Source organism: Tessaracoccus terricola, assembly GCF_054776555.1.
In genome coordinates, this window is sequence record NZ_BAAHBS010000001.1 from 806,687 (window position 1) to 818,325 (window position 11,639).

Sequence of the window (11,639 nt, forward strand, 5' to 3'; positions counted from 1 at the left end):
TTGGTTCCCACGACGTTTCAGAAGGGGAAGGGGCGGTGCGGCAATGGTGACCATCGCAGACGTGGCCGATGCTGCCGGAGTGTCCATCTCGACGGTCTCCTACGTGATGAGCGGCAAGCGCACCATCTCCCCGGCCACCAAGTCTCGGGTGGAGAGCGCCATCCGCAGCCTCGGCTACAGCCCGCACGCCGGCGCCCGGGCGCTGGCCTCGCGCGCCACCAACGTGATCGGGCTGCAGGCGCCCCTGCGCACGGGGGTGGACGTGCACGTCGTCATGGAGGTCGTCACCGGCGTGGTCACCGGCGCCCGGAAGCACGGCTACGACGTCCTGCTGCTCACCAGCGACGACACCTCCGGCCTCGAGCGGGCCGCGGGTGGTTCCATGGTGGACGCCCTGATCGCCATGGACATCGAGTCCGACGACCCCCGCCTGGCCACCCTGGGCGGCCTGCGCCAGCCCAGCGCGCTGATCGGGCTGCCGTCGTCGCCGGGCGGGATCCCCTGCGTGGACCTCGACTTCGAGGCGGCCGGGCGGCTCGCCGTCTCCCACCTCGCAGACCGCGGGCATCGTCGGATCGCACTCATCGGCTCCCCGCAGGAGGTCATGGAACGCCACACCTCCTACGCGGACCGGCTCGTGCGCGGCTTCAACGACGGCTGCGCCGAGATCGGCGTCCAGGGCAGCGTCCACCCCTGCCCGGCCACCCCCACCGCCGCCGGCACCGTCGACGACCTGTTCAACGACGCCGCCGCGCCCACCGCCCTGGTCATCCACAACGAGCAGGCTCTCCCGCATCTCCTTGCCCGGCTCGCCGAGCGCGGGCAGCGCGTGGGTCGCGACGTCGAGGTGGTGGCGCTCTGCCCCGCCGACGTCGCCCGCTCGCTGCGCGCCGCCGTCGACGTCATCGACATCCCGGCGGCGGAGTTGGGCACTGCGGCCGCGGACGTGGTGTGCGCCATGCTGGCCGGCGAGTCCCCCGAACCGGTCCGGCTGATCCCGCCACGGCTCAGCATCCACCCGGACAACGTGCGCGAGCCGGCCGAGTGAGGATCGACCCGGGTGGCCGCACCATCCAGGGCATCTCCACCCTCATCACGTTCGTCGTCCTGAACGTCGTCTACCTGGTCTGCTGCCTGCCGCTGGTCACCATCGGCGTGGCCACCAGTGCGCTGTACGAGGTCACCTTCCGCTACGCCGACGAGGAGCGCGGCAACCTGCTGAAGGACTTCTTCGTGGCGCTGTGGCGAAACCTCGCGCCCGCCACCGCCGTCTTCTGCACCCTGCTGGTGCCGGCTGTCCTGCTGGCCTTCAGCGGCCTGTTCTGGAGCAACTTCGACAGTTGGTTCTCCTGGGCCGCCGCCATCCTGTCGTTCCTGGCCGTTGCCTACCTCGTCGCCGCCATCCTCTACGGCATGGCGCTGGTCGCCTCCTTCCGGAACCGCTACCGCCAGACCGTGAAGAACGCCCTGCTGTTCCCCGTCGTCGAGCCGGCCCTGACGCTGGGGATCCTCCTGCTGCCCGTCACCACCGCGTGCCTGATGGTGATCTTCCCCAGCTTCCTGTTCATCGTCGCCACCATCGGCTTCTCCGTCGGCGCCTACGCCAGCGCCTTCATGTTCCGAAGCGCCTTCCGCCGCCACGGCGAGGACGCCACCGTCGCCTGAGGTGGGCCAGCCGCGCCGCCTCGCCCCACCGGCGTACCACCTGACCCGACACGCCGAGCGAAATCGGCGCAAGGGGCACCGGTGCCCCTTCCTCGTGATCGGGTCGGCGGGTCGGGTCGTGGCGGGGACGGCGAAGGGGCCGACGCCCGAAGGCGCCGGCCCCTGTCCAGAGGGTTGCGTGAGTGCGGCGTCAGCCGAAGAGCTTCGCCACCTCGATCCGGGCTTCGTTCTGGGCCTCGGCATTGGTCATGTCCACCTCGAGCACCTGCTCGTATCCGAGACCGTTCGCGGTCTCCTGCATCTGGTCCAGCAGCGACTCGAACTCGGCCTCGTCGGAGGCGAAGACCATGCGCCATGAGAACTCGATGATGGTGGCCTTCACCTGGTTGCGCAGGGTCTCGATCTCGGAGCTGTCGGTCGGGGTGACGAAGCTGGCGCCGGGGGCCACGAGGAGTTGGTCGTTGGCCTCCAGGAACTCCATCGAGTTGGTGGCACCGCCCATCTGCTCGGACCAGTCGTCGGTGAGTGGGTTGGAGATGGACTCCTGGTAGCTGGGCCAGAACACATAGCTGTACTGCAGCCCCGTGTTCGGGTCCGTGTCGGTGGCCAGGACGGCCTCCGTGTTCAGTGCGGAGACGCCGTCGTTGAAGTCACCGCCGCCCCACTCCTCGGGAACCGTGCCGCCACCCTGCAGCAGCGCTTCGCGGCCGAATTCGTTCAGCTCCGGCTCGCCGTCGGCGTTCAGGTCCCAGGTCATGCCCTGCGGGCCGGGGGCCGCCGCGACGCCCACCTTGTTGCTGTAGACACCCTCGGGGGAGTACAGCCAGTCGACGAAGGCCGCGATGCGCTCCGGGTCCTCCGCCTTGGAGCCGACGGCGAACACCTGCTTGGCGCCGAAGGCCGAGGCGCCGTAGGAGAAGATCTCCTGGTCCTCGATCGGGGCCATCATGAAGCCCTTGCCGGCGTCCATGTGCTCCTCGGTGTTGAACGCGGACTGCCCGAGCCATGGCCACCAGGAGAACAGCACCTGGCCGTTCTGGAACTTGGAGAACAGCGTGTCGTAGTTCTGGGTGGTGGACTCCGGGTCCACCAGGCCCAACTGGTTCGCGTCGAAGTAGAGGCGCAGCGCGCGGACGTACTCCGAGTCGTCGTCGATGATGCTCTGGTAGTCCGAGCCGTCGGCCTTGGCGAGCACGAAGCCCATCTCGTCGTAGCCGTAGAAGGTGGCCGGCTGCTTCGCGGTCACCATCATGTTGCCGTCCCAGTCGGAGAACAGGGAGAAGGCGTAGACCTTCTGGCCGTTCTCAGCCGTGGGGTTGGCCTCCTGCATCTGCTGGAGGGCCGGCAGCAGGTCCTCGAGGGTGGAGATCTCGGGGTAGCCGGCGTCGGCGTACATGTCCCAGCGCACGTAGGCGCCGAACGTGGGCTCGAGCCCCTCGGAGGACTCGGTCGGCAGCAGCGACGACAGCCCGGTGGGCAAGCCGTAGAGGCCGTCGAAGCCGGAGTTGGTGTGCTCGATGGCCTTGTCGAACTGCCCGAGGTTGGTCATCGCGGGGAGGTAGTCCGACATGTCGGCGACGAGGCCGCCCTGGACCAGTTCCTCGAGCTGCTGGCCCTGGTCGATGACGATCAGGTCACCGAGTTCACCGGCCGCCACCCGCGTGTTGTAGAGGGTGTCACCACCGCCCGCCACGTTGGGGGCGATGATGTTGAGCTTCATGTTGAACTTTTCCTTGACGAGGTCCCCGAACCAGCCCTCCTGCACGCCCATGTAGTTGGACAGGCTGCCGAAGACGTCGATGGTGATCTCCTCGGACCACTCCGTCGGGAACTCGCCGGTGGTGGCCGCGGTGCTGTCCTCGCCGCCGCCCTCGGGACCGTCGTCGGCCTCGCCGGGGGTACAGGCCCCGAGCAGGGCCAGTGACAGCAGTGGTGCGACCACGCGCGCCACTGTCTTGGTGAACTTCATTGTTTTCCCTTTCTGGTGGTGGATCGCGGAGCGCAACGTCAGCCCTTGACGGCGCCCAGCATGATGCCCTTCACGAAGAACCTCTGGAAGAGCGGGTAGATGAAGATGATCGGAGCCACGACGATCACCGAGACCGTCATCCGGATGGATGTCGGGGTCTGTGTGGTGGCGGCCGACGCGATGGCGCCGAGGTTGCCGCCCGCATCCTGTGCTGCCTGCGCCAGGCTGCTGGCCTGGTTGATGAACATGTAGAGCAGGTACTGCAGCGTGTACAGGCTCTGGTCCGTGATGTAGAGCAGCGTGTCCTGGAACGAGTTCCACTGCGCCACGGCCGAGAAGATCGCGACGGTGGCCAGGATCGGGGTGGTGTTGGGAAGGATGATCCGGAAGAAGATCTGCAGCACGCTGGCGCCGTCGACCTCGGCGGCCTCCTGCAGCGACTTGGGCATCGACTCGATGTAGGTCTTGACCAGGATGATGTTGAACGGCTGCACGATGAACGGCAGCACGTAGACCCAGAAGTTGTTGGTGAGGCCGAGGTTCTTGATGATGATGAACACCGGGATCAGGCCCGCGTTGAAGTACATCGTGATGATGACCACTCGGTACCAGAACTTGCGCTTCCACATGTGCTCCTGGGTGAACATGAAGCCCAGGAAGGCCGACGCCAGCACCGTCGCGACGGTGCCGATCACGGTGCGCGCCACGCTGACCACGGCGGCCAGCGGGAGCCCGGGCAGGTTGAGCGCCTGCGCGTAGTTGGACAGGTGGAAGCCCTGCGGGAACAGCCGCACCTTGCCGAGCGCCGCGACGTCGTTGGCGCTGACCGAGTTGATGATCAGGTAGTAGAACGGGTACGCGCAGATCAGGGCGAACAGCGCGAAGACCAGGTAGTTGACGATCTTGAACGGGACGTCGCCCGCGGTGCGCTCGAGGTTGGCCGCTCGGGTCCTTGGCATGGGTGGTCTCCTTCCGGTCTCAGACGAGGGATTCGCCGCGGACGCGCTTGGCGATGGCGTTGACTGTCAGGAGCAGCGCCACCGAGATGATGCTCTTGAGCATGCTGATCGCCGTCGCCAGCGAGAGGCTGTTGCCCGTGATGCCGATGTTGTAGACGTAGAGGTCCAGCACCTGGATGTAGGTCTTGTTGAACGCGTTCTGGAACACGTAGTACTGCTCCATGCCGTTGTTGAGGATGTTGGCGATGGACAGCATCAGCAGCACCAGGTAGGTGGGCATGAGCTGCGGGACCGTGATGTACCACATGGTCTGGAAGCGGCCGGCGCCGTCGATGCGGGCCGACTCGTACATCGACGGGTCGATGCCCGAGATGGAGGCGAGGTAGATGATGGCGCCCCAACCGAGGCCCTTCCACACACTCCAGGCCACCATGGTCAACCAGATGTGGGAGTCGGTGTCCAGGAACTTCAGTGGCGCGGTGATCATGCCGGCGTCCAGCAGCACCGTGTTGACCAGGCCGCTGGTGGTGAACAGCGCGAAGGCGATCATGTAGACCAGCACCCAAGAGATGAAGTTGGGCAGCGTGGTGAGCGTCTGGACCAGGTTGCGGAACCACTGCGCGCGGACCTCATTGAGGAACACGGCGAAGGCGAGCGGCAGGATCGACGTCGCGATCCCCAGGAAGCTCATGCCCAGGGTGTTGGCCATCACCTGCAGGATCTGCCTGAGCTGCGTCTCGGAGCCGACGAGCATCTGGAACCACTGCAGCCCGACGAACTCGCTGCCGCCCAGGCCGAGGGCGGGCCGGTAGTCGAAGAGTGCGTAGATCCAGCCGTAGAGGGGGAAGTAGGAGAACAGGAACACGAGCACGAGGAAAGGCACGATGCACAGGAACAGCAGGAACGACTGCTTGCGCCGGCCGGGGGAGGCCTGTCGCTTGCGGCCGCGCTTCTTCTTGGCGGATCCCTCGACCGCCGCGAGGGCCGGGTCGAGGGGGTCCGCGGCGTCGGTGCGCTGGGTCATGGAGGTCATCCGAGGGCGCTTCCGGGTGCGGGCATGGCGGCGTCGGGTCCCAACGGGTGGCGGGCTCGATTCATGCTGCACTCCTTCGTGGTCCCGGCCTCGTCGCCCGGTTGTCGAATCGCTTCGATTGCGAGACTAGACAATTGTTGCTCCCTGTGTCAATAGGGATCCGCGATGTGAGAGAGCGCGATCTTGCGCGGCGGGGGCAGTTGTGGCGGGCGCTGGGGGCGTGTTGTGGGGTGACCCCATCCTGACAGGGGGTCGCGCAGGTTCGACGACCTCCGGCAAGTTGTGTCCGGATTGTTACCGAGAACAGCCGGAGCCGCGGGAACCGCTGGTGGGTTAGTCTCGCTTGCGACGGATTCCGAGCTACCAAGGGGACCTGCTTCAGCGATGGGTGTCATCACTTTCAACCGCCCCAAGCGCGTCACGCCACCGGCGATGCCGCGCGGTGACCTGCTGCTCGAATCGCCCCCGGAGATCCCGCCGCCGACGGCGTCGAAGCCGTTCGGGACGGTGCTGCGGATGCTGCCGATGGTGGCAGGCGGCCTCGCCATGGGCCTGATGTTCATGGGTGGCGGCATGACCGGCCGCGGCCCGCTGGGCGGCATCATCTCCGGCCTCTACGCGGTGTCCATGATGGGCATGATGATGTCCCAGATGGGCCGGGGCAACGACGAGCAGGCGGGCCAGCTGGACGCCAACCGTCGTGACTACTTCCGTTACCTCTCCCAGACGCGGCGCAACTTCGCCAAGACCGCCTCGGAGCAGCGTTCCAGCGTCGCCTACCGGCACCCGGACCCGGACAGCCTCTGGACCGTCGTCGGGGGGGTGCGGATGTGGGAGCGCCGCACCGACGCGGAGGACTTCGGCTCGGTCCGCCTCTCCGTCGGCACCCAGCAGTCCGCCAAGCGGATCACACCGCCCGAGTCGCAGCCGATCGAGGACCTCGAACCGCTGACCACCGGTGCGTTGCGCCGCTTCATCCGCACCCACCGCGTCATCCAGTCGGTGCCGCTGGCCGTTGACCTGCGCGGCTTCCGCGGCATCCGGCTGGTGGGCGACGAGGAGGCCTGCCGTCGGCTCGCGTTCAGCATGGTGGCCCAGTTGGTCACCTGGCACGCGCCCACCGACGTCTCCCTGATGGTGGCCTCCGCGAAGGCGCACCAGGACGCGTGGAGCTGGGTGAAGTGGCTGCCGCACCTGCAGCACCCCACCGAGACCGACGGCGTCGGCTCGCTGCGGATGTTCGCGACCGGCGCGGCGGACCTGTCCCCGATGGCCGTGTCCGCCCAGGCCTCCGACGTCGTCCCCTCGCTGATGGTGGTGGTCTCCGACGGCGTCGAGGGGGTCAACGCGCACCAGTTCGCCACCCCGGCCACCAAGGCCATCACGGTGGAGGTGACCGGCGAGACCGAGCTCCCCAAGCGGCTGGAGCAGGGCGTCGCGGTGTTCGAGGTGCGCGGGGACAGGATCACCCTGCACCGCCGCACCAGCAAGACCCCCCACGCCGTCACCCCGTTCGGGCACCCGGACCAGGTCACGCCCGTCTACGTCGAGATGCTGGCCCGGGCGATGGCCCCCTACCGGATGCCGGTCACGGCCGGTGGTGTCGAGGAGGAGGGCGAGACCCAGGCCGTCGTGTTCGAGCCGCCGAAGGACTACCCGGCCATGCTCGGCGTCGGCGACCCGTTGACCCTCGACGTCCGCCACGCCTGGCGGCCGCGCCCACTGCGCCAGCACCTGCGGATCCCGTTCGGCACCGCCGACGACGGTCGCCCCGTGGAGCTGGACATCAAGGAGTCCGCCCAGGGCGGCATGGGCCCCCACGGCATCTGCATCGGCGCCACCGGCTCGGGCAAGTCGGAGTTCCTGCGCACGCTCGTGCTCGGCCTGGCGATGACGCACTCCACCGAGCAACTCAACTTCATCCTGGTCGACTTCAAGGGCGGTGCGACGTTCCTGGGCCTCGACGGCCTGCCGCACGTGTCCGCGGTGATCACCAACCTCGAAGGCGAGCTCAGCCTCGTGGACCGCATGGCCGACGCCATCGGCGGCGAGCTGGACCGCCGCATGGAGGTGCTGCGCTCCGCCGGCAACTTCAAGAACCGCGAGGACTACGAGAACGCCCGCCAGGCCGGGGCCGACATTCCGCCGATGCCCAGTCTCTTCATCGTCGTCGACGAGTTCTCCGAGCTGCTTGCCGCGCGGCCGGAGTTCATCGACCTGTTCGTGCAGATCGGCCGCGTGGGCCGATCCATCGCGGTGCACCAGCTGCTGGCCTCCCAGAGGCTCGAGGAGAACAAGCTGCGCGGCTTGGACACGTTCCTGTCCTACCGGATCGCGCTGCGCACCTTCTCGCCGGCCGAGTCCCGCACCGTGATCGGTGTTCCCGACGCCTACGAGCTGCCGACGCCGCCCGGCAACGGCTACCTCAAGTTCGACACCACCGGCATGACCCGTTTCAAGGCGGCCTACGTATCCGGCCCCTGGCACGGCAGCCCCAGCGGCCCCGCGGCCGACTCGGGTGACCCGGGCCTGGACGGCCTCGGCCTGCCCGTGGAGTCCAAGGGCTGGGTGCCTCCCGTCCTCGAGTTCACAGCCGACTACGTCGTGCCTGTGAAGGAACCCGAGCCCGAGGAGGAGGTCTTCACCGCCTCGGAGGCCACCGCGGAGGAGACCCGGGCCGAGCCCGCACCCACCTCGGACGAGGATGACGAGGAAGAGGAGGAGACCCTCCTGTCCATCGCGGTCGGCCGGCTGAAGGGCCACGGCTGGCCCTCCCACAAGGTGTGGCTGCCCCCGCTGGACGACCCGCCGACGATGGACCAGCTCCTCGGCGGGGAGCTCGTGGAGCTGGAGGGCCGGGGCCTCACCGTCGAGAACAGGGCCATCCACGGTGCGCTCCGGGCGCCCGTCGGCCTCATCGACAAGCCGCGCCAGCAGCGTCGCGACCCCTGGTGGATCGACTTCTCCGGGTCCGGCGGAAACCTTGCCGTCTCCGGCGGCCCCCAGTCAGGCAAGTCGATGGCGCTGCGAGCCGGAGTCGCGGGACTCGCGCTTACCCACACCCCGCAGGAGGTGGGCTTCTACATCCTGGACTTCGGTGGCGGTGGCCTCACGTCCATGCGCAACCTCGCCCACATCGGTTCCGTCACCGGCCGCCTCGACGTCGACCGCGTGCGCCGCACCGTCGCCGAGATCACCTCGCTGCGATCCGCCCGCGAGCTGCAGTTCGCCGAACTGGGCATCGACTCGATGACCACCTACCGACGGGGCCGCCGCGACGGCTCCATCCCCGCGGACCGGTTCCCCTCCGACGTGTTCCTGGTCATCGACGGCTGGGCCACCCTGAAGACCGAGTTCGAGGCCATCGAGCCCCAGGTCCAGGCCCTCGCCAACGGCGGGCTGGGCTTCGGCATCCACATCTGGGTGGCCGCCGCCAAGCTGTCGGAGATCCGGGCCGCCACGAAGGACGCGCTACAGAGCAAGATCGAGCTCAAGCTCGGTGACGCCTTCGACTCGGAGATCGACCGCAAGATCCAGGCCATCATCCCGACGGGACGGCCCGGCCGCGGCATCACCCACGGTGGGCTGCACACGCTCGTCGCGCTGCCCCGGATCGATGGCGTGGAGGACGCCACCGACGTCTCCGCCGGTCAGCGCGGCTTCATCAACGCGGTCAACGCCGCGTGGAAGGGCCCGCGGGCGGCCGAGGTCCGGATGCTGCCCGAGCAGCTCAGCCTGCGCGAGGCGCTGCCGGAGATCAGCAACAACGGCGACCGCACCATCCCGTACGGCATCGACGAGCTGGAGCTCGCTCCGGTGGTGCTGGACCCGATGAACGAGCCGCACCTGGCGATCTTCGGTGCGCCCGAGTGCGGCAAGTCCAACCTGCTGCGCACCATCGTCCACGGCATCACCCAGCGCTACACGCCAAAGGAAGCCAAGATCATCATCGTCGACTACCGACGCTCGCTGCTGGGGGAGATCGAGTCCGAGCACCTCATCGGCTACTACCCGTCCGCCTCTGCTGCCGCGCCCATGCTGCAGCAGGCCGCCGAGGCCGTCCGCGCCCGCCTCCCGGGGCCCGACGTGACGCAGCAGCAGCTGCGTGACCGCTCCTGGTGGACCGGCTCCGAGATGTTCGTGATCGTCGACGACTACGAGCTGGTGGCCACCCAGTCCGGCAACCCCATGGCCCCGTTCGGTGACCTGATCAACCAGGCCGGCGACATCGGCCTGCACATCATCCTCGCCCGGGGCATGGGTGGCGCCGGACGTGCCGCCTTCGGCGACCCGCTGATCACCAAGATGAAGGAGTCGGTGAACCCCGGCCTGATCATGAGCGGCACCAAGGACGAGGGTGCGCTCTGGTCCGACGTGAAGCCCTCGCCGATGCCGCCCGGTCGCGGCACGCTGATCACCCGCACGTTCAAGGGACTGATCCAGACCGCGATCTACGACCGCGAGTCCCCGAACAACCCCTCGCCGGAGCCCGCCAGCGCCGCCGCTGAGTGACGGCCGCGCCGTCGCGCTGGGGCACGGGGACGCCGCCGGGCGAGGTCGGGCCTCAATCTCACGAAACGCCCGCCCTATCCGTTGACGCCCGCCCAGTACGACGGGCGTCAACGGATAAGGCGGGCGTTTGCAGTCGGGGCGACGATGGGGGGCAGCGGCGCGGTCGGTGTCGGCCCCGCGGTGGTCAGCGGGTGGCGCGGTTGCGCTTCACGGCGGCAGGCACGGTGAACGCGACCACGAGCCCCAGGCCCGTGACCAGCAGTGCGCCCACGCCGATGCCGACGCCGATGTAGGCCGGCACCATGTCGGGCTTCGGAGGGTCGGGCAGCGTGACGTTGGTGTTGGTGGAGGCGTCGGCGCCGGGGTTGGGCTCTTGGGGGCGGGCCACCCCGGTCAGGGCGCGCATCGGGTTGACGATGCCGTAGCCGATCCGGCTGTCGGGGATGGCGTTCGGCGGCGGGTCGGCGGTCACCTGCAGCCGCTGCTTCACCTGTTCCGGGGTCAGGTCCGGGTAGGCCTCCAGCAGCAGCGCGACGACGCCGCTCACGATGGGGGCGGCGAACGAGGTGCCGACGATGCCGCTCTCGTAGGCCTGGTTCGAGTAGGGCGCGTTCTGCCGCGGCTGGGAGGGCAGCAGCGCCATCAGGTCCGCCCCGGGGGCGCCCACGGAGACGGTCTGCCACGGGTAGCTCATCGGGTGCGGCGCGTCCGTGCGGTCCACCATTCCCACGGAGATCACGCCGTCGAACGATGCGGGGTAGGGGGCGCCGCTGATGCCCTGGTCCGCGTTCCCGGCGGCGGCCACGACGACGATGCCCGCCGCCAGCGCCTCCGCCACGGCCGCCCGGTACTCGGGGATCAGCGGGTCCGCCCCGCCCGCGGCCTGGGACAGGTTGATGATGTCGACGTCCTCCGCGATGGCGTTGCGGACGGCCTCGATGGTGGCGTCGAGCTTGTCGTTCTCACCGTCGGTGGAGGACTCGCCACCCGAGGTGGAAAGCACCCGGTAGGAGATGATGCTTGCGTCGGGGGCGACCCCGGAGAAGTCGGTGCGCACGTCGTAGGGCTGCCCGCCGGAGCGGCCGGCGGCGATCAGGGAGGCCACCTTGGTGCCGTGGTCGCAGTCGGCGCCGCCGGCTTCGGTGTCCTTCGTGGACAGGCCGCCGAGGTAGTCGTAGGTCCGCACGCGTGAGCCGTCGAAGAAGGGACTGCCCTGCGGGGACATCCCGGTGTCGATGACGGCGACGGTGATGCCCTTTCCGGTGGCGATCTCCCAGGCCTCGGTCATGTTCAGCCGCTCCAGGTGCCAGGCCTGGGTCACCTGGGCGTCGTTGGTCGGGGCGTAGGAGCGGCACTCCTCGGAGCGGAAGGGCGACAGCTCCGGCTTGGCGGCCGCGTTGCCCACCAACTGGGATGCGAGCACCACGCCGGCCATGGTGGCGGCGACGATTCTTCCCAGGACTCGCTTCACGCACGCCAGAATATCCGGCCACGGTCCAGT

At 68.6% G+C, this 11,639-nt stretch carries 7 protein-coding genes; 3 read left to right on the top strand and 4 right to left on the bottom strand.

The window, feature by feature from the left end; genetic code table 11:
* Positions 1-43 precede the first annotated feature (43 nt).
* The gene (locus ACYU7G_RS03515; RefSeq protein WP_461104812.1) at positions 44-1,048 is read left to right on the top strand and encodes a LacI family DNA-binding transcriptional regulator; all 1,005 of its coding nucleotides are present in this window, start codon (positions 44-46) and stop codon (positions 1,046-1,048) included.
* Entirely contained in the window at positions 1,045-1,665 is a 621-nt protein-coding gene (locus ACYU7G_RS03520; RefSeq protein WP_461104814.1) for a YesL family protein, read from the top strand. Before ACYU7G_RS03515 ends, ACYU7G_RS03520 begins: the two co-directional genes overlap by 4 nt.
* Positions 1,666-1,855: 190 nt before the next feature.
* On the opposite strand, the gene ACYU7G_RS03525 is transcribed toward ACYU7G_RS03520, so the two are convergent.
* From ACYU7G_RS03525 to ACYU7G_RS03535, 3 genes are read right to left on the bottom strand one after another with little or no spacing between them, the layout of a single operon-like run.
* Positions 1,856-3,634 (bottom strand): extracellular solute-binding protein, encoded by a 1,779-nt coding sequence (locus ACYU7G_RS03525; protein WP_461104816.1) that lies wholly within the window; start codon positions 3,632-3,634, stop codon positions 1,856-1,858.
* A 38-nt stretch (positions 3,635-3,672) separates the two neighbouring features.
* Positions 3,673-4,593, bottom strand: a complete 921-nt coding sequence (locus ACYU7G_RS03530) for a carbohydrate ABC transporter permease (RefSeq protein WP_461104818.1) — start codon at positions 4,591-4,593, stop codon at positions 3,673-3,675.
* Positions 4,594-4,612: 19 nt separating this feature from the next.
* On the bottom strand, positions 4,613-5,617 hold the full coding sequence (locus ACYU7G_RS03535; protein ID WP_461104820.1) for an ABC transporter permease: 1,005 nt from the start codon (positions 5,615-5,617) through the stop codon (positions 4,613-4,615).
* A gap of 393 nt (positions 5,618-6,010) precedes the next feature.
* On the opposite strand from ACYU7G_RS03535, the gene eccCa reads away from it, so the two are divergent.
* Positions 6,011-10,138 carry a type VII secretion protein EccCa gene (eccCa, locus tag ACYU7G_RS03540; protein WP_461104822.1) on the top strand — a complete coding sequence of 1,376 codons (4,128 nt, stop codon included), beginning with the start codon at positions 6,011-6,013 and terminating at the stop codon, positions 10,136-10,138.
* A gap of 184 nt (positions 10,139-10,322) precedes the next feature.
* Here eccCa and ACYU7G_RS03545 read toward each other — a convergent pair whose 3' ends face one another.
* Entirely contained in the window at positions 10,323-11,609 is a 1,287-nt protein-coding gene (locus ACYU7G_RS03545; RefSeq protein WP_461104824.1) for a S8 family serine peptidase, read from the bottom strand.
* Positions 11,610-11,639 lie beyond the last annotated feature (30 nt).

Excerpts from the sequence above, each read along its gene's own strand:
- ACYU7G_RS03515 (WP_461104812.1), top strand. The coding sequence starts at position 44 with ATGGTGACCATCGCAGACGTGGCCGATGCTGCCGGAGTGTCCATCTCG.
- ACYU7G_RS03525 (WP_461104816.1), bottom strand. The coding sequence starts at position 3,634 with ATGAAGTTCACCAAGACAGTGGCGCGCGTGGTCGCACCACTGCTGTCA.
- ACYU7G_RS03530 (WP_461104818.1), bottom strand. The coding sequence starts at position 4,593 with ATGCCAAGGACCCGAGCGGCCAACCTCGAGCGCACCGCGGGCGACGTC.
- ACYU7G_RS03535 (WP_461104820.1), bottom strand. The coding sequence starts at position 5,617 with ATGACCCAGCGCACCGACGCCGCGGACCCCCTCGACCCGGCCCTCGCG.
- eccCa (WP_461104822.1), top strand. The coding sequence starts at position 6,011 with ATGGGTGTCATCACTTTCAACCGCCCCAAGCGCGTCACGCCACCGGCG.